Here is an 18,540-nt window from a genome sequence, read left to right on the forward strand (position 1 = left end):
TTATTCATTATAACTAAAATTTATAGACAAAAACTCTAAAACTGAATATAATATTGTCATGATTGCTTACGTATTTCCAGGTCAAGGTTCTCAGTACGTTGGAATGGGTTATGATTTTTACAAAGAGTTTTCCGAAGCTTCAAACGTATTTCATAGCGTAGAAGAAGCTCTTAGAAAGAATATAACAGATATAGTTTTTAGAGGTACAGAAGAAGAGCTTTCAAAAACCATAAATACACAACCTTCTTTGCTTGCTTGTAGTTATGCTATATATGCATCTTTGAAAAAGATGGGTCTCAAAGATCCAGATTTTGTCGCAGGTCATAGTTTAGGAGAATACACAGCTCTATTGGTTGCAAAAGGTATAGATCTTTACGAAGCTGCAAAGCTTACTTACTTAAGAGGAAAGTACATGCAAGAGGCTGTACCAGAAGGAAAAGGCGCTATGGCAGCCATACTAAAGCTTCCTCCAGAAAAAGTAGAAGAGGCTTGCCAACAAGCTAAAGATCTAGGAGTAGTAGAGCCAGCAAACTACAATTCAAAAGAGCAAACTGTAATATCTGGAGAAAAAGAAGCTGTGGAAAAAACCATAGAAATAGCAAAATCCATGGGTGGTAAAGCCATAATGCTAAAGGTATCTGTGCCTTCTCATTGCTCTTTAATGAAACCAGCAGCCGATGCCTTTAGATTAAAACTTGCTCAAACACCTATCCAAAATATTACTATTCCACTTGTTTCTAACGTTGATGCAAAAGCCCACACTATGGCGCATGAGATAAGAGACAATCTACACAAACAAATTTATTCGTCAGTAAAATGGTATCAATCGGTAGAATATATGATATCTCAAGGTGTAGATACTTTCGTGGAAATAGGACCTAAAAACGTACTATCAAAACTTATATCTCAAATAGATAGTAGGGTAAGAGTTTTCAATGTGGACAAACTCCAAGATGCCGAAAATGTATTAAAGGCTTTATGATAGTGAGTATTAAAAGGTACGATACGTTTCAATCTTACGAGATAGACGCACCAAGAGATATAACTGTTTTAGAGCTTTTACATAAAATAAAAGAGATAGACCCAACTCTTAGCTACAGGCATATGTGTAGGGCTGGCATATGTGGCACCTGCGCTTTAAAAGTGAACGGTAAAAATGTTTTAGCTTGTAAAACGAGGTTAAACAAATTTGAAGATGAGACCATAGTGCTTGAGCCTTTGGATAACGCTGTAGTGATAAAGGATTTAGTGGTAGAACACCAACACTGGTTTGATATGTATAAAAATCTTAAAGTTGATTTTAAAAATTCAGATTACCAGTATTTTGATTTTAAAAGCATAGAAAATTCTAAAAACTGTATAGCTTGCTTTATATGCAACAGCGTGTGCCCTGTTATGCCTATAGACAAAAAATTCGGTGGGCCCTTCGTGTTTGCGAGGATTTATGGTTTTCTTGAAGATAATAGAAACACAAACAAAGATTATGCTAAACTTGTAGATGGAGTTATAAACCATTGCACTCATTGCAAAAACTGCAACTACGCTTGTCCTTTGTTTGTTATGCCAGAAACACTTATAAAAAGGTTAGAAGATATACTAATATCCAAGGGGCTTATACAAGCTCCTCAGAATGACTTATTTTTTGGATTTTAAAATGGAGGTTAAATATGTTTAAAGATATGGTAGAGGTTACGGATAAAGACATATACCAGAAGGTTATGGCTTCTGATACGCCAGCTATACTTATAGTAACATCTCCCGACAACCCTAGAAATCAGGAATTTTACGAAGCCATTGCAAAATATATAAAACTTTATGGAGACAAGATGGGATTTTACTATCTTGATACTACAAAAAACGATTCTCAGCAAGACTTTGGACTCTGGGCAGAGCCTTCTATATTATGTTTTGCAGAAACTATGGAGATGGATAGATTTGAAAATCCACCCACCGACGAACAGTTACAAGCTTCTATAAATAGGATGCTGAGGATAAAATAATGAAGCTTCTTTGGGCCCCTTGGAGAGGTTCTTACGTAGAAAATTTGGGCAAAGAGTCTAGCTGCTTTTTATGTGACGCTTGTAATTCAGAACCCTCAATAGAAAATCTTGTTTTGGTTAAAAGCAAAAAAACCTTTGTAATAATGAATAAATACCCTTATAATTCTGGACATCTTATGGTAGCGCCTTTTATTCATACAAACAGCTTAGGAGACCTTGACGAAGAAACTGTGCAAGATATATTTTATATGACTAAAATTTCTATAAAAGCTTTAACGGAGCTACTAAAACCGGATGGTTTTAATATAGGGTACAATATAGGAAGGAGTGCCGGAGCTGGTTTAGAAACTCATATACATCAGCATATAGTACCTCGCTGGAACGGAGATACAAACTTTATGCCTACAATATTTGGTACAAAAGTGTTATCCCAAAGTTTGGAAGACCTTTATGTTAGACTTTCACCAATTTTTCACAAATTACTTGACAAAAGTATAGCTAGCTAATATAATGTTTAAACCAAAATTTTATGTAAGGAGGTTATTGGTTTGGCTACAGTAATAGTTGGAGATTCTGAATCTTTTGAAAAGGCTATGAAAAGATTCAAAAAAGTGGTGGAAAGAGAAGGTATTTTAAGCGAATTAAAAAGACGCGAATTTTATGAAAAACCAAGTCAGAAAAAGAAGCGCAAAGAACGTGCTGCTAGAAAAAGACTTTTAAAAGCCATGAAAAAAAAGAGGGTGGCGCTCTGATGGACTTCATAGTAGTTTCTGAAATGACTTTTGATAAGGTTTCTCTGCAGGAAGCAGAGATTGTTGAAAGAAAAGGCATAGGTCATCCAGATACAATATGTGATTCTTTAGCGGAAGAGCTCTCCGTTGAGCTTTCAAAACTATATATAAAAGAGTTAGGCGCTATAATGCACCACAACGTAGACAAAGCTCTTTTAGTGGGTGGTAAAGCCCAGTCTAAATTTGGTGGTGGCGAAGTTATATCTCCCATAGAGATATTCTTGGTAGGAAGGGCTTTAAGAGAAATAGATGGAAAAGAATTCCCGGTTGACGAGTTAGCCATAGACGTTGCTCACAACTGGCTTAAAAAACATATAAGAAACTTGGATTTTAGTAAGCATATTATCCTCCAAACACGTATAAAACCAGGAAGCAAAGATTTGGTAGAACTTTTTGATAGATTCCAAAAAAAAGGTGAAGTGCCTCTTTCAAACGATACTTCTTTTGGGGTAGGGTTTGCGCCTTTTTCCGAGCTTGAAAATATCGTATTTTACACTGAAAAGCTTTTAAACTCTGAAGAGATCAAGAATAAGCACCCAGAAGTAGGGGAAGATATAAAGGTAATGGGTGTTAGAATAAAAGATAACATAAGAATTACTGTTTCAGCAGCTTTTGTAGACAAATACGTGAAAAATATAAACCAATACAAAGAACAAAAAGAAGCTATAACCAACTTAGTTTTAGAAAATGCCAAAAAATATACCAATAAAAACGTTAACGTATTTGTAAATACCGCAGACGATATAGAAAATGAATCTGTTTATATCACTGTAACCGGCACATCTTCAGAACAAGGGGATGATGGCCAAGTGGGAAGAGGCAACAGAGCCAACGGCTTAATAACCCCATATAGACCAATGTCGTTGGAAGCTGCTGCTGGTAAAAATCCAGTTTCTCACATTGGAAAAATATACAACGTGGTAGCCAATATAATAGCCAGTAGAGTTGTAAAAGAAGTTGAAGGAGTCGAAGAAGCATATTGCTATATGGTATCTCAAATAGGTAAACCTATAAACGAGCCTCAAGTTTGTGATGTAAAAGTAAGAAAAAAAGGCAACAGCTTCGATAAAGAAGCTGTTAAAAAAATAGCACAAGAAGAGCTTGAAAAAATGCCTAATACTTGGAAGCTTTTCTTGGAAAAAGAGTTTTCCGTAGCTTAAAAACTTTTAGGGGTAGCTTATGATAGGATTGGTGGCGCTTCTTTTGATATCTTTGACTATAGCGTTTGTAATGACATTTTTAAATGAAATTTTAAATTTCAAAAGGCGTAAAACCAACAGCTATCCATACGAGTGCGGCGTACCCCTTTATGATGATTCTGCTAGACCAATTTTGAAGCAAGGTTATTATTTATTTGGGCTTTTATTGATACTGTTTGATATAGAAGCGGCTTACTTATTTCCATGGGCCGTTGTATTTAGAAAGATAGGTGCATACGGCCTAGTGGAAGCCGTAATATTTTTAGGTGTTCTTATTATAGGGTTTTTGTATGCTCTTAAGAAGGGCGCTCTAAAATGGCAGATTTGAAAAACTTCTGTTTGTGAGGTGAAGTATGGCTTCTAGTATAAATGGCAACGGTTTTATTACCACTACGGTGGATGAGTTGCTCTCATGGGGTAGACGCAACGCCCTATGGCCTGTAACAATAGGTTTGGCTTGCTGTGCTATAGAGATGATGCATGCCGCTGCGTCAAGATTTGATATAGATAGGTTGGGAATGATATTTAGAGCCTCTCCAAGACAAGCCGATGTCTTGATAGTAGCAGGTACAGTTGTAAATAAAGTGGCGCCTATGTTAAAACTCGTATGGGATCAAATGCCAGAACCAAAGTGGTGTATATCTATGGGTGGATGTGCTTCTGCAGGAGGACCATTCCCTACTTATTCTACACTTCAAGGTATTGACCGTATTATACCGGTGGACGTTTATATACCAGGATGCCCGCCTACCCCTCAAGGGTTAATCTACGGGCTTTTAGAATTACAAAGAAAAATCAGAGAGAAAAAAGTGACAAGATACGAAAAAGCTTTCGAAGAGTTTAAGAAAGATTTATCGCCAGAACTCTTAAACGGCGTTGGAGTATAACATGCCTTGGGCCTCTTCACAGACCTTAGATAGAATAAAGCACACTTTTAGAAAGATAAGCATAGATACTCAACCAAACTTTGTTTGCATAAATGTAGAAGATAATCAAGAAATTACAAGCATACTAAAACACTTAAAGGATATTGAGGATTTCAGATACTTTATAGATTTTCACGTAATAGATTTCCCTAAAGAAAAAGATAGGTTTTTAGGGCAATATATACTTGTAAATCCTTATACTTTTGAAAGGCTAGCTATAAAAGTATGGTTCAAATCAAATAAACTTCCAACTGCAAAAGAAATATTCGCCGGTGCCAAATGGGCCGAAAGAGAAGCTTACGACATGTTTGGCGTAGAATTTGAAGGTCACGAAGATATTAAAAGGATGTTTATGTGGGAAGACTACAAATACTTCCCACTGAGAAAAGATTTCCCACTTGGTGGTATAGCAGAACAGAAATTGCCTTCCTTAATTGAAGTTTTAGAAGGTAATATATTTCCGCCTTCTCATGACTATGAGATAATGCACACTTATGTACCTACCATGAAAGATATAGAAAAAACAGAGAAATCAAGAATTACTAAAAAGGGTCAACTGGTGTTAAATTGGGGGCCATTGCACCCAGGTACGCACGGTACCATGTGGTTTTTGTTTGATCTTGAGGGTGAGCATATTATACAAACTGATGTTATATTGGGTCAACTTCATAGAGGAATGGAAAAGATAGCAGAAAATCTTCACTACTTTCAATTTTTACCTTATACAGACAGAATGGATTATCTATCTGCAGTTTGCAACGAGCTTTCTTACGTACAAGCTGTAGAAAAACTTGCCAACATAGAGGTTCCTTTAAAAGCCAAATATATAAGAACAATGTTTGCAGAGCTTCAGCGTATAAACTCACACCTTCTATGGCTTGGTACAGGAGCACTTGATCTTGGTGCTTTGACTGTATTCTTATACGCTTTTAGAGAAAGAGAAAAAATAATGGATATAATAGAAGGTAACGCAGGTTTTAGATTAACATCGGCATTTTTGAGGATAGGAGGGGTACATTACGATTTGGCAAAAGGTACACTGGAAGTAGCAAAGTATTTTGCGAAAGACTTTTATTCAAAGTTAAAAGAGTATCATGGGCTTTTAACAAGAAATAGAATATGGTTAAAGCGTACCAAAGACGTGGGAGTTATAACTCAAGAAGATGTTTATCAGTATGGTCTTACTGGCCCTGTGGCTAGAGGATCTGGAGTAGCTTATGATATGAGAAAGATAGATCCATATGCCGCTTACGACTTGGTGGATTTTGATATACCAGTTGGTGATATTGGAGATGTTTACGATAGATATTTAGTAAGAATGGAAGAGATGTATCAAAGCGCTCGCATAGTAGAACAATGTATAGAAGCCTTAGAAAAGATGCCAGAAAACGAACCATATGTAAATAAAAAGCACCCAGCAGTGATACCTCCAAAAGAAGATGTATTCGACGATTTGGAGGACATGGTGAAATCTTTTAGGATTGTGGTACACGGCGAAAATATACCAAAAGGAGAAGTTTATTCATCCGGGGAAAATCCCAGAGGTGAACTTGGATTTTATATATATTCAATAGGTAAATCATCCCCTTATAGACTTAGAATAAGGTCTTGCTCTTTTTACAACTTGTCAGTATTTCCAAAAGTTATATATAAACACACAATTTCTGATGCCGTAGCTCTTCTTGGTAGTATAGATCCTGTAGTAGGAGAGACTGACAGATGAATGATATTATTTTTACAGCAATAGTGACAGCTATAAAGATTTTAGTGGTATTGGCTGTTACGTTGGGACTTGGGGCTTATCTTACGTGGTATGAAAGAAAATTTGCAGGTCACTTGCAAGCAAGAAGAGGTCCTACCGTTGTGGGGCCTTTTGGTCTTTTGCAGCCTTTAGCAGATGGTCTTAAGCTTATGACAAAAGCTCCAATAATCCCAAGAGGAGTAGACATAAAACTATACTATATGGCTATCATGATGGCTTTGGTGCCAGCTATTATGCTCTTTGCAGTGGTACCTTTTGGTCCTTCTTTTAAAATCCTGGGACACGAAGTAAAACCGATAGTGGCAAATTTAAACATAGCAATTCTATATGTATTTGCTATGGGTTCTATGGCTGCTTACGGTACGCTCTTTGCGGGATGGGCTTCCAACAGCAAATACGCTTTCATAGGCTCTTTAAGAAAAGCTGCTCTAATAGTAAGCTATGAAGTGGTGCTTGGTTTTGCAGCTTTAAGCGTAATACTTCTTGCTGGTAGCATGAACGTGTTTGATATAGTAAACGCTCAGATAAAAAGCGGTGTATGGTATATAGTATATCAGCCTGTAAGTTTTATATTGTTTTTGTTTTGTCTTTTGGCGGAATCTGGTAGGGTGCCTTTTGATATCCAAGAAGCCGAGGCTGAACTTGTGACAGGTTACAACGTAGAGTATGGTGGGATGAAGTTTGGTATATTTCCTTTAGCAGAGTGGTATCTTAATGTATTGGCCCTTTGTGCTATAATGGCGGTGCTTTATTTTGGAGGCTGGGCTGGGCCACACATATTTGGTCCTTTCTCTGGCTTTATTTGGTTTTTAGCAAAAACCTTTGGCTTGTTGTTTTTCGTATTATGGGTGCATTGGACATTACCTAGATATCAAGCAAAAGATGTGGTGGAATTTGCCTGGAAGTACCTTCTACCAATTTCTATAATAAACCTTATAGGAACTGCATTTTTTATTTACTTCAAAGGATGAGGTTAGTTTTATGATAAAGATTAAGAGACTAAGAAGGGATGACAGTTTAGGACCTTTAGAAAGTGTTTTGTTTTTAGATTTTATAAAAGGTTTAACTATAACTATGAAAAATCTTTTAAGAAAACCTATTACTACCCAATATCCAAAAGAGAAGATAACTCCGCCAAAAAGGTTTAGAGGTAAGCATGGACATTTTGTTTACGATGGACAAGAACCACCTTCTTTAAAAGCTATAGAAGGATTTATGTCTTTTGAGAAGGGCAAATCAAGATGTGTAGCCTGCTATATGTGTCAGACCGCATGCCCTATGCCTACTCTTTTTAGGATAGAGGCAGTGCAAATGCCAGATGGCACAAAGAAAGTGGTAAGATTTGATATGAACCTCTTAAACTGCCTATTTTGCGGATTATGCGTGGATGCTTGCCCGGTAGAATGCCTCACGATGTCAGATATCCATGAAATGGCTGTTTATAGAAGATCCCAAGCTGTCATTCATATGGATGATATGGAAAAAATAGGGGCTACAAATGCAACCGTAGTTAGAAACTTGCCGGATAGAATATGGCGAGACGATAAAGAAAGAGAAACTCTTTGGGGTAAGGTGAAATGGAACTTTTAGTGTTCGTGGTTATTTCCATTATAGCTATTGTGAGTGCCTTGGGAGCTATTCTTGTTAAAAGCCCAATACACGTTATGGTATGGTTTCTTGGATTTATCTTATCTGTAGCGGCGTCTTTTTTTGCCCTCAAAGCAGACTTACTCGCTGGCTTGCAGCTTGTCATATACGCAGTAGCTATAGTGGTTTTTTATGTATTAGTCATAACTACTATACCTTGGGAAAAGGTTAAAATGTTTGAAGGCTTTTATAAAAAAGAGTTTGTATTTGCATTACCAGCTTTTTTATTTACGATAGGAGCTTCAATTTACCTTGTTATAAGCTCAAGGTTTTCTAATTTAAGACAGCCTTTACCAAAAGACAATGTAAGCGCTCTTGGAACAGTACTTTTCACAAAGTATATAGCGCCTTTTGAATTGGCATCATTTATTTTGTTAATAGCTATGATAGGTGCTATAATATTTGGCAAGGAGAAAGCCAATGGATAAATACTATTTGCTTCTTGGTATAGTGCTTGTATTCATTGGTATTTTTGGTATCATAATAAGGAAAAACTTAATCACTATGTTGGTAGCCACCGAAATTATGCTAAACGGCGTAAACATTTCTTTAGTATCGGTGTCTCATTTTTTAGGAAAAGTCGATGCTCAGGTCATGAGCATAATAGTTTTGACTGTAGCAGCCTCAGAGGTAGCTATAGGTCTTGGTTTGGTAGTATCTATTTTTAGGTTAAAAGGTTATGAAGCTTCTGAAGAAATAACGGAGTTGAGGGATTGATGCAATCTCTAATACTTCTTTTCCCACTGTTATCTTTTATAACGATAGGACTATTTGGAAGACGTATAGGTGATTTTGCCTCAGGTGTAATAAACGCTGGTGCTGGTGTACTGAGCTTTATAGTGGCTCTTATCACCATGCTTTCTATGAAAGGTCCTGAAGATATAGTATTTTACAAATTCTTACCGATATCAAACACATCCGTAGACATAGGCATATATATAGATAAGCTATCTATTACCACTACAGTTACGGTTACTTTTGTAGCCAGTGTTATATTTGTATACGCAATAGGCTATATGAGGTATCTTTTTGGCAACTGGACGTTTAAATTCTTTGCATACTTTAGCTTATTCTTGTTCTCAATGCTTCTTATACTGTTGGGGGATTCTCTTATACTTATGTTCTTTGGGTGGGAAGGCGTTGGTCTTGCGTCTTATCTTTTGATAGGGTACTTTCATGAAGAGAAGTTTGCTACAAAGGCAAGCTTAGAAGCCTTTGTAATGAATAGAATAGGAGACTGGTCTTTTATTTTAGGCATCATATACACCTTTTGGTTGTTTGGGACGTTGTCGTTGCCAAAACTTTTTGAGAATGCCAGTTATGTTCCTGGTATTACATTAGCAACGCTTCTTCTTTTTGGTGGTGCTGTAGGCAAATCAGGGCAAATACCTCTTCATACCTGGCTTCCTAACGCAATGGCCGGTCCAACTCCTGTATCAGCTCTTCTCCACGCTGCTACCATGGTGGCTGCAGGTGTTTATATGGTGGCGAGACTTTATCCAATATTTTCTTTATCTCCGACAACGCTTAGCTACATAACAATAACAGGTGTTGTTACAATGCTTTTCGCGGCTTTGGTAGCTACAGTACACGATGATATAAAAAAGATAATAGCTTTTTCTACCATGAGCCAGTTGGCAATCATGTTTACAGCCCTTGGTATGAGATTTCCAACAGCAGCTATATTTCATCTTACAACACACGCTTTCTTTAAAGCTCTTTTATTCTTAGCAGCCGGTGCTGTGATAACAGGGCTTCATCATCATACTCAGAATATATTTGAGATGGGCGGTATCAAGAAATACATGCCTATTACATTTGGAGCTTTTATGATAGGTGCTTTAGCACTTTCTGGTTTTCCTCCTTTTGCCGGTTATTTCTCAAAAGATGCCATAGTATCTTTAATAATGGATAAAAATACACTTGTAGCTACTTTAATACTCATTACATCTTTGCTTACAGCTTATTACATAACCAGAGAAGCTTTTGTGGTGTTCTTAGGAGAAGGACACTACCATGAAGAACCTCACGAAGTGGAACCTATAATGAGCTTTCCAATGCTTATACTAAGCTTTTTATCGCTTATGGGTGGGTTTTTGCTTTGGAACTATTTCTCCTATATGAATAGTCCTATAGAAGCACCTTTTTCTTTCTTAGCACATTCTATTTATGGTATCACAGTGGCTATAGTAGGCATATCTCTTTCTTATCTTTTGTATGTCAAAAAGTTTGTGGATCCAAATATCCTTTATGAACTATTTAAACCTATACATACTCTTATGAAGTCCCAGTTTTACACAGAATATATCTATCACAACATAATAGCAAAAGGTTACCTTGCTATATCAAGGCTTGTATATAAAGCAGTAGACCGTATAATAATAGACGGGTTTGTAAATGGGGTGGCAAAAGTATTTATGATTTTAGTAAGGTTTGTTTGGGAATTTATAGATATAAGGTTTATAGATATAATATTACATAAGATTGTCATATGGACTTTTTCTTTTGGTAGGAAATTAAAGATAATTCAAAGCGGATATTTAAATCAATATATATTTGTCATTCTCTTAGGAATTGTGATAATATTAGGACTTATCATAAAAGGCATGAGGTTGTAGATGGAATACATTACCAACGGTTCTGGACTTATAAGTATTTCGATGTTGGTGCCTATAGTAACGACTATCTTAATAATATTTTTTCCTGAAAAATTTACAAAACCAATAGCTTTTATTGGTTCTTTAGTTACATTTCTTATTTCTTTGTATACTCTTAAGTTTCTTGATTTCTCTCATTTGTCAAATATATATCTATATGAGAATTATCCTATAATAAAAGAGCTTGGCATTTCCTATGTAGTTGGTGTAGATGGTCTATCAGAGGTATTTTACATACTCTCTACATTTATATCTTTTTTAGCAATAGCTTGGTCAGTAAAAGATATTCAAATTAAAAGCAGATTAAAAGAGTATTATTCTATGTTTTTGTTGACCACCACGTTCCTAATAGGAGTTTTCACAGCTTGGGATTTGATATTATTTTATATATTTTATGAGCTTACACTAGTACCCATGATATTTGTAATAGGGGTTTGGGGCTATAAATTAAGACTTTATTCTGCTTACAAATTTTTCATATATATTTTTATTTCTAGTTTGTTTTTGTTGTTTGGTATAATGATTTTATCCGCCGATAGCTTTAAGCAAACTGGTCATTTCAACGCATTTTATCCAACACTCGTACATTTGCATCTTCCACTCAATGAACAAATCTTTTTATTTTTACTGTTTTTCATAGCTTTTGCAGTTAAAACACCTCTGGTACCATTTCACACATGGCTTCCAGATGCACACGGCGAGGCTCCTACAGCTGGATCTGTAGTGCTGGCAGCTATACTCTTAAAGATGGGTTCTTACGCCTTTTTGAGATTTAATATAGGTCTTTTCCCAGAAGCTGCCAAACACCTTTGGCTTGTGATGGTGTTTATAGGTATTCTAACAATAATCTACGCCTCTTGGATGACTATAGCCCAAAACAACATAAAGCGCTTTGTGGCTTATTCTTCTGTTAGTCATATGGGTTTTATAGTTGCAGCTATGTTTATGTTAAACTTTCAAGGTTTTAGAGCTTCTGTGTTGGAGATGGCGGCTCATGGATTTTCTAGCGCATCTTTATTTATGATAGCTGGATTTATATACAATAGACTGCACTCTTTTAATACAAAAACGATAGCTGGTTCTGTTAGATATATGCCTATCTTTTCAATACTTGTAGCCCTTACTGGTTTTTCTGCAATGGGATTGCCCGGTGGTTCTTCCTTTTGGGGTAAATTTTTAACCATAGTGTCTGCAAAAGAGCATAGCTTAGATTTAGCTTTGATAGTTATAGTTAGCGCATTCTTTAGCGCTATATACATGCTTTATTTTCTTAGAAACTTATTCTTGGAAGGCAAAACCGAAGGTTCTTTTCTCATATTTACAGATATAAGAGGTATAAAATTAACAGTTATGCTCAGCCTTGTGGTGTTAATGTTTACCATAGGCCTTTTCCCATTCTTATTTTTTAACATCTTTGATGCTTCTATATCAAACATGCTTCATATTGTTGGAATGATTAAGAGGTAGTCTATGGATATAAGGCTTCTATTGGGCTCTACAAACTTATATGAGTTTAAATACTTACTTCCAGAAATAACGGTGTTCATTGGTGCATTCGTATTATTTTTATTAGATATCGTTATGAAAAACTCAGAAACAAAGAAGAGGATTTTCTTATGGATATCCATTTTGTTTTTGGCTTTATCTATGCTTAGTTTTTCATTTAAAAATGCATTTTTCAAAGACGTATTCTCTGGTACTTATACTATAGATACTCTTGGTATGTTTTCTAAAATTTTTGAGATAGTTCTCACGCTGATGGTATTACCATTTTTACACACTTACATGAACAAAAAAAATACATTTTATTACGAAGTTTATTACATAACTTTTCTTAGTTTGCTAGGCATGATGACACTTTCTTCTTCTTACAATCTTATTGTAATATACGTATCACTTGAGATGGTATCCATCAGTTTTTATATAATGACAGCTCTTTTTAGGGGGTCTTTTATATCAAAAGAAGGTGCTTATAAGTATCTTATAATAGGTGGTATAAGCATAATAATAGCTCTTTATGGTGCAGCCTTCATGTACGGGGCTTCTAAATCCTTAGATATAAGAGCCATTATGTTTTCTTACAACGACACCAATTCAGTTTATCTTATAGTAGGTATGATCTTGTTTTTGTTGGCTTTTGCTATAAAAATCGGTATAATACCGTTTCACTTTTGGCTTCCGGACGCTTACACCGCAGCCCCTACTCCTATAACAGGTTTCATGGCCTCCGCTGGTAAGCTGGCATTTTTTATACCTTTATTAAGATTAGTGCCTTATGTAAATCAATATTTATATTCTTCTTGGATGATATCTGTAAGTATATTGGCTGCTATAACCATGATAGTTGGTAATGCTTTGGCCTTAGTACAAAGCGATTTAAAGAGACTTTTAGCTTACTCTTCAATAGCCCATAGCGGGTACATACTATCTGTACTGTCTTCTAACTCTAGCATGGGCTTAAAGGCGGCAATATATTTTGTATTTGTCTACAGTATAATGGGACTCGGTGCTTTCTTGGTTTTAAGTGTGTTAGAGCAATCTGATGAATGGAACAATCAACTTTCTGAAATAGGTGGATTGTATAGAAACACTGGTTTTTTGAGTATAAGTTTTGCAGTATTTATATTTGCATTGCTAGGAATTCCGCCAACCATAGGCTTCGTAGGTAAAGCTTTAGTGTTTTTGGGGCTTGCTATTAAAAATATATATTGGCTTGGATTTGTTTTAATATTAGCTACAGCTATATCTACTGGTTATTATGTAAGGATTGTGGTGCTCATGTTTATGAAAGATGTAGAGATTCACTTTAAGCCACATTATGATATATTAGAAAATGTATCCATAGGCCTTTTGGTTTTTCTTACTTTTGCGCTTGGAATGTTACCATTTGTGCTTTGGAACGGTATTAGCAATATTTCAGAATTTTTATTTAAAATAGCAAACTTGAGGTGATTTGTATGGCTTATATAGGTCTTTTATCACTTTTGGCGGTTATGCTTGGGTTGAGCGTTATACTTATATCTTTGAATTGGCTTTTAGGACCTAAGAAAAAAGAGCCTTACAAAACCTATCCATACGAATGCGGTGTTCCTCTTTACGACGATACCGCTCAAACCACATTTCACCAAGGATATTATATATTAGGTCTTCTTTTGTTACTATTTGATATAGAAGTAGCTTATTTATTTCCTTGGGCTGTTGTTTATAATTACCTTGGTATATTTGGTTTTATAGAAGTGTTTTTGTTTCTTTTGATTTTAACCTTTGGTTTGGTGTACGCTTGGAAAAAAGAGGCTCTTGATTGGCAGTTTGATTTGGAGAGTTTGTGATGCAAGCAAGTGAAAAGACTCTAAACGAAATAAAAGCTAAGCTGCCTTATGTAGAAGTTAAAAAAGATAAATTATTATCTATAGTTTATGTACAAAAAGAATTACTTATCAATACTTTAAAAGCTATAAAAGAAGACTTTGGCTTTAAACTTTTCTTAGACCATTCTGTAGTAGATACTTTGGAAGCTCAAAACCGTTTTGAGGCTTTTTATATACTATACAATGTTGATACAAAAGAACGTATAGCGGTAAAGACTAGAACTGAGCATTCGTTACCAAGTGCAGAAAAGTTATGGTTTGCAGCTAAATGGGCCGAAAGAGAATGTTACGATATGTTTGGCATAAACTATGAGGGTCACGAACATCTAGTAAGGGCTTTCATGTGGGACACCTATAACTATCATCCGTTAAGAAAAGATTTTCCATTACAAGGTTATGAAACAGTAGAGCTACCATCTTTAAACGAAACTGTTTTTGGAGACAATCTTTCTAATACTATGAACTATAGACGCACACACACATATGTACCTACGCTAAAAGACTTGGAATACACAGAAAAAAATAGGATAAAAAAGAAAGCTCAGGTGGTACTAAACTGGGGTCCTCTTCATCCGGGTACTCACGGTACTATGTGGTTTTTGTTTGACCTTGAAGGAGAACGTATAGTACAAACAGATGTTATACTAGGTCAGCTTCATAGAGGCGTAGAGAAGTTGGCAGAACACGAACCTTATCAACAATTTTTGGTATATACAGATAGAATGGACTATATATCTGCTCTTTGTAGTAATCAAGCTTGGACAGTGGCGGTAGAAAGGCTTCTTGGCATAGAAGATATTGTACCAATAAAAGCCAAATACATAAGAACTATGATGTCTGAGTTACAACGTATAAATTCTCACCTTCTTTGGCTTGGAACCTACGCTCTTGATTTGGGTGCTTTAACTATATTTTTATACGCTTTTAAAGAAAGAGAAAAAATAATGGATATAATAGAAGGCATAACAGGAGCAAGGCTCACCATATCTTATACAAGGATAGGTGGCGTGAGAATGGACTTACCAGAAGGAGCTTTGGAGGTTATTGAATCGTTTATTAAATTTTTCCCAAAAGAACTAAAAGACTGGGAGAAAATACTTAGCAGAAACAGAATATGGGTTAAAAGAAACAAAAATGTAGGGGTTTTAACTAAAGAAGACATATATTTTTATGGGCTTACGGGCGCTGTAGCAAGAGGTTCTGGTGTATTTTACGATATAAGAAAGTTAGAGCCTTATGATGCTTATGGTATGGTAGAATTTGATGTACCTTTGGGAGAAAACGGCGATTGCTACGATAGATATCTTGTCCGTATAGAAGAAATGAAGCAAAGCATAAGAATAATAGAACAATGTGTTCAAAAGCTAAAAACCATGTCACCAAACGAGCCTTTTATGGCAGAATCTCAAGATCCTAAAAAACTAAGACTTACTTTGGATGGCATAGGCTTGAAAGTGCCAGTTGGGGAGATTTATTCTTCAGGAGAAAACCCAAGAGGTGAACTTGGATTTTATATAAACTCAAAAGGTGGTTTAAAACCTTACCGAGTAAAGATAAGGCCAGGCTCTTTTTATAATCTTTGCGTATATCCTCATCTTATGGAAAATAGGTATGTGGCAGATGCCGTTACCATATTGGCAAGTCTTGACCCTGTGGTTGGAGAGGTAGATAGATGAGCATAGTAGCTTTAGGTATCATAATAGCTATAAAAGTAGTGGTTATACTAGCGATAATACTTGGTATAGGTGCTTATCTTACACTAGTAGAAAGAAAAGTGGCAGCTCACATTCAAAGACGCCCAGGCCCAATGGTAGTAGGTTGGCATGGACTTTTACAGCCTCTGGCAGATGGTATTAAGCTTTTAACCAAAGAAGATATATTACCCTCTTCTGCAAATCAAGTACTTTATAACCTTGCTATCATTATGGCTTTGGTACCAGCCTCTTTAGTGTTTGCGGTGGTGCCTTTTGGACCAGAAATTCACGTCTTTGGTTACGATATAAAACCTATACTTACAGATGTAAATATAGGCATAATAATGGCGTTTGCTTTTGGGTCTTTGGCGGTATATGGAGTAGCCCTTTCTGGGTGGGCTTCAAATAGCAAATACGCTTTAATAGGTGCCCTTAGAAAAGCTGGCATTATCATATCCTATGAAGTGGTAATCACATTTGCAGCATTAGGACCTATTATGTTGGCAAAGTCTCTTTCTACCTACGATATAGTAATGGCTCAAATCCATCAGAAGGTTTGGTACATTTTCTTACAACCTATATCTTTTGTAGTATTTGTTTTTGCGCTTTTAGCAGAAACCGGAAGAGTACCTTTTGATATTCAAGAAGCAGAGGCTGAGCTTGTAACTGGCTTTACCGTAGAGTACGGTGGTATGAAATTTGGGTTATTTCCTCTGGTGGAATGGTATGTAGAAGTGCTTTCTCTATCCTCTATACTAACAGTGCTTTACCTTGGTGGTTGGAGCCCTGTAAATATACCTTTTATAGGGTTTATAGATCCTCTTTTCTTTTTGGGATCATGGTCTGGTTTTATTTGGTTTATAATAAAAGTTACAATTTTGTTTTTGCTTGTACTTTGGCTTCATTGGACATTGCCAAGGTATAGAATAGATCAAATAACGACGATAGCGTGGAAGGTAATGCTTCCTTTGGCGCTTTTTAATATACTTATAACTGCCTTCATAGCACTTTTGTTGAGAGGTTAGGATTATGATAAAGAAAGTTTTTGAAAAACCTTTAAACTTTTTAGAAACTATACTTTTTTTGGATTTTATAAAAGGTATGTCTGTCACTATCAAACAGGCATTTACAAAGACTATAACTACTCATTATCCTTATGAAAAATTGACACCTCCCAAAAGATTTAGGGGATTTTTTGGCCACAAAACGGTAAACGGTTTAGAACCTCAGCCGGCTTTCGATGAGTGGGTAGAAAGAATGAAGATAGAGCCTCGTCCAGGCAAGTCAAGATGTGTTGTATGCTATTTATGTAAAAAAGCTTGTCCAGTACCAGACTTATTTGAGATAGATGGTCAAAAACTTGAAAACGGTAAAAAAGTCGTATCTGTATTCAACATGAACCTTATGCTTTGCACATTTTGTGGTTTGTGCGTGGATGCTTGCCCAGTAGATTGTTTATTCCAAAGCGATATACACGAAACAGCTTCTTTTTCAAGAAAAGATTCTATTTTAAACTTAGAAAAGCTTGAAGCTATAGGTAGATCTTGGCAAAACATGAGAGAGCACGAGCTAGACCGTATATGGATAGACGATGACACTAGACAAGTCCTTTGGAGAGAAAACAAATTAAATCTTAAAAAGGTGGACAATGCTTAATCAAATTGCCTTTTATCTATTTGGTGGTATAAGCATAATATGTGGTTTAGGTGTCGTTAGTGCCTCAAATCCAATATACGTGGTTTTATGGCTTTTAGGAGCTTTAATAGCAATAAGCGGAATATTTTTTAGCGCTGGTGCTGAACTTTTGGGAGCTCTTCAACTAATGGTTTACGTTGTAGCTATAGCGGTTTTTTACATACTTATCATAACAGCAGTTCCTTGGAGAAAACTACATAAAAACGAACAGCACAATAGACTAATAGGCGTTACAGTGCTTCCTTTTATAGCATTACTCTATGTAGAAGCGTTTATAGTAGGAATATCTGGTGTTTCTATAACTAAAAATAAAATTATAGAAACTATAACAAAAAACTATGGAAATGCTGAGGTAATTGGTATTAAACTATTTAGCACATATTTTTGGGCTTTTGAGCTCATGTCTGTGCTTTTGCTTATTAGTATGATAGGGGCAATTTTACTTGGTAGAAAAGAGGAGAAAACGTATGATTGAAACGATTGCCAGCAAATTGTTGGTTCAAAATGTAAGTCAGTATTTTATTTTATCATTTATACTTCTTGGAATAGGACTTTTTGGCATGATGGTTAGAAAAAACCTTATTACCATTCTAATGTCTTTGGAGTTAGCGTTAAACTCTGTAAATATAGCCTTTGTTGGCATAGATAGGCTAAATCATCTTATAGATGGAGAGATTTTTGCCCTTTTTACAATAGCTTTAGCTGCTGCCGAAGCAGCTGTTGGTCTTGGTATTATACTTTCTTTATTTAGATTAAGAAAAGCAGAAAACGTAAACGAAATTATAGATTTGAAGGGGTAAA

22 protein-coding genes are annotated in these 18,540 nt (G+C 35.8%); all 22 read left to right on the plus strand.

The features are described from left to right. Window positions 1-58: 58 nt before the first annotated feature. The 22 genes from fabD to nuoK (HY04AAS1_RS03835) are packed head-to-tail and all read left to right on the plus strand — an operon-like array spanning window position 59 to window position 18,539. Entirely contained in the window at window positions 59-982 is a 924-nt protein-coding gene (gene fabD, locus HY04AAS1_RS03730; RefSeq protein WP_012513783.1) for an ACP S-malonyltransferase, read from the plus strand. Then, complete coding sequence (locus tag HY04AAS1_RS03735) at window positions 979-1,653, plus strand: 2Fe-2S iron-sulfur cluster-binding protein (protein ID WP_012513784.1); 675 nt, start codon at window positions 979-981, stop codon at window positions 1,651-1,653. Before fabD ends, HY04AAS1_RS03735 begins: the two co-directional genes overlap by 4 nt. Window positions 1,654-1,667: 14 nt before the next feature. Beyond that, window positions 1,668-2,000 (plus strand): thioredoxin, encoded by a 333-nt coding sequence (locus HY04AAS1_RS03740; RefSeq protein WP_012513785.1) that lies wholly within the window; start codon window positions 1,668-1,670, stop codon window positions 1,998-2,000. Continuing rightward, window positions 2,000-2,506: an HIT domain-containing protein gene (locus HY04AAS1_RS03745; RefSeq protein ID WP_012513786.1), complete on the plus strand. Its 507-nt coding sequence runs from the start codon at window positions 2,000-2,002 to the stop codon at window positions 2,504-2,506. Before HY04AAS1_RS03740 ends, HY04AAS1_RS03745 begins: the two co-directional genes overlap by 1 nt. 42 nt (window positions 2,507-2,548) lie before the next feature. Next, window positions 2,549-2,752, plus strand: a complete 204-nt coding sequence (rpsU, locus tag HY04AAS1_RS03750) for a 30S ribosomal protein S21 (RefSeq protein ID WP_012513787.1) — start codon at window positions 2,549-2,551, stop codon at window positions 2,750-2,752. Beyond that, on the plus strand, window positions 2,752-3,951 hold the full coding sequence (locus HY04AAS1_RS03755; RefSeq protein ID WP_012513788.1) for a methionine adenosyltransferase: 1,200 nt from the start codon (window positions 2,752-2,754) through the stop codon (window positions 3,949-3,951). The genes rpsU and HY04AAS1_RS03755 overlap by 1 nt, the downstream gene beginning before the upstream one ends. A 19-nt stretch (window positions 3,952-3,970) precedes the next feature. Beyond that, complete coding sequence (locus HY04AAS1_RS03760; protein ID WP_012513789.1) at window positions 3,971-4,318, plus strand: NADH-quinone oxidoreductase subunit A; 348 nt, start codon at window positions 3,971-3,973, stop codon at window positions 4,316-4,318. A gap of 25 nt (window positions 4,319-4,343) precedes the next feature. Further along, the gene (locus tag HY04AAS1_RS03765; protein ID WP_012513790.1) at window positions 4,344-4,877 is read left to right on the plus strand and encodes an NADH-quinone oxidoreductase subunit B; all 534 of its coding nucleotides are present in this window, start codon (window positions 4,344-4,346) and stop codon (window positions 4,875-4,877) included. Between the two features lies 1 nt (window position 4,878). Next, window positions 4,879-6,639 (plus strand): NADH-quinone oxidoreductase subunit D, encoded by a 1,761-nt coding sequence (locus HY04AAS1_RS03770; RefSeq protein WP_012513791.1) that lies wholly within the window; start codon window positions 4,879-4,881, stop codon window positions 6,637-6,639. Then, window positions 6,636-7,649: an NADH-quinone oxidoreductase subunit NuoH gene (gene nuoH / locus HY04AAS1_RS03775; RefSeq protein WP_012513792.1), complete on the plus strand. Its 1,014-nt coding sequence runs from the start codon at window positions 6,636-6,638 to the stop codon at window positions 7,647-7,649. Before HY04AAS1_RS03770 ends, nuoH (HY04AAS1_RS03775) begins: the two co-directional genes overlap by 4 nt. Window positions 7,650-7,659: 10 nt before the next feature. Continuing rightward, window positions 7,660-8,268, plus strand: coding sequence for an NADH-quinone oxidoreductase subunit I (locus HY04AAS1_RS03780; protein ID WP_012513793.1), 609 nt, complete (start codon window positions 7,660-7,662; stop codon window positions 8,266-8,268). Further along, window positions 8,256-8,753 (plus strand): NADH-quinone oxidoreductase subunit J, encoded by a 498-nt coding sequence (locus HY04AAS1_RS03785; RefSeq protein WP_012513794.1) that lies wholly within the window; start codon window positions 8,256-8,258, stop codon window positions 8,751-8,753. Before HY04AAS1_RS03780 ends, HY04AAS1_RS03785 begins: the two co-directional genes overlap by 13 nt. Continuing rightward, a complete protein-coding gene (nuoK, locus tag HY04AAS1_RS03790) occupies window positions 8,746-9,042 on the plus strand; it encodes an NADH-quinone oxidoreductase subunit NuoK (RefSeq protein WP_012513795.1) in 297 nt (98 codons plus the stop codon). The genes HY04AAS1_RS03785 and nuoK (HY04AAS1_RS03790) overlap by 8 nt, the downstream gene beginning before the upstream one ends. Next, window positions 9,042-10,943, plus strand: coding sequence for an NADH-quinone oxidoreductase subunit L (nuoL, locus tag HY04AAS1_RS03795; RefSeq protein WP_012513796.1), 1,902 nt, complete (start codon window positions 9,042-9,044; stop codon window positions 10,941-10,943). Before nuoK (HY04AAS1_RS03790) ends, nuoL begins: the two co-directional genes overlap by 1 nt. Beyond that, window positions 10,944-12,449, plus strand: a complete 1,506-nt coding sequence (locus HY04AAS1_RS03800) for an NADH-quinone oxidoreductase subunit M (protein ID WP_012513797.1) — start codon at window positions 10,944-10,946, stop codon at window positions 12,447-12,449. It begins immediately after the preceding gene. Window positions 12,450-12,452: 3 nt separating this feature from the next. Next, window positions 12,453-13,934, plus strand: coding sequence for an NADH-quinone oxidoreductase subunit N (locus HY04AAS1_RS03805; RefSeq protein ID WP_012513798.1), 1,482 nt, complete (start codon window positions 12,453-12,455; stop codon window positions 13,932-13,934). A gap of 5 nt (window positions 13,935-13,939) precedes the next feature. Beyond that, window positions 13,940-14,311 (plus strand): NADH-quinone oxidoreductase subunit A, encoded by a 372-nt coding sequence (locus HY04AAS1_RS03810; RefSeq protein WP_012513799.1) that lies wholly within the window; start codon window positions 13,940-13,942, stop codon window positions 14,309-14,311. Beyond that, window positions 14,311-16,026 (plus strand): NADH-quinone oxidoreductase subunit D, encoded by a 1,716-nt coding sequence (locus HY04AAS1_RS03815; protein ID WP_012513800.1) that lies wholly within the window; start codon window positions 14,311-14,313, stop codon window positions 16,024-16,026. Before HY04AAS1_RS03810 ends, HY04AAS1_RS03815 begins: the two co-directional genes overlap by 1 nt. Further along, entirely contained in the window at window positions 16,023-17,069 is a 1,047-nt protein-coding gene (nuoH, locus tag HY04AAS1_RS03820) for an NADH-quinone oxidoreductase subunit NuoH (protein ID WP_012513801.1), read from the plus strand. The genes HY04AAS1_RS03815 and nuoH (HY04AAS1_RS03820) overlap by 4 nt, the downstream gene beginning before the upstream one ends. Before the next feature lie 4 nt (window positions 17,070-17,073). Next, window positions 17,074-17,700 (plus strand): NADH-quinone oxidoreductase subunit I, encoded by a 627-nt coding sequence (locus HY04AAS1_RS03825; RefSeq protein WP_012513802.1) that lies wholly within the window; start codon window positions 17,074-17,076, stop codon window positions 17,698-17,700. Further along, entirely contained in the window at window positions 17,693-18,214 is a 522-nt protein-coding gene (locus HY04AAS1_RS03830) for an NADH-quinone oxidoreductase subunit J (RefSeq protein WP_012513803.1), read from the plus strand. The genes HY04AAS1_RS03825 and HY04AAS1_RS03830 overlap by 8 nt, the downstream gene beginning before the upstream one ends. Then, window positions 18,207-18,539: an NADH-quinone oxidoreductase subunit NuoK gene (nuoK, locus tag HY04AAS1_RS03835; RefSeq protein ID WP_012513804.1), complete on the plus strand. Its 333-nt coding sequence runs from the start codon at window positions 18,207-18,209 to the stop codon at window positions 18,537-18,539. Before HY04AAS1_RS03830 ends, nuoK (HY04AAS1_RS03835) begins: the two co-directional genes overlap by 8 nt. Window position 18,540 lies beyond the last annotated feature (1 nt).

Origin of the sequence: Hydrogenobaculum sp. Y04AAS1 (genome assembly GCF_000020785.1) — a bacterium.
GTDB lineage: Bacteria > Aquificota > Aquificia > Aquificales > Aquificaceae > Hydrogenobaculum.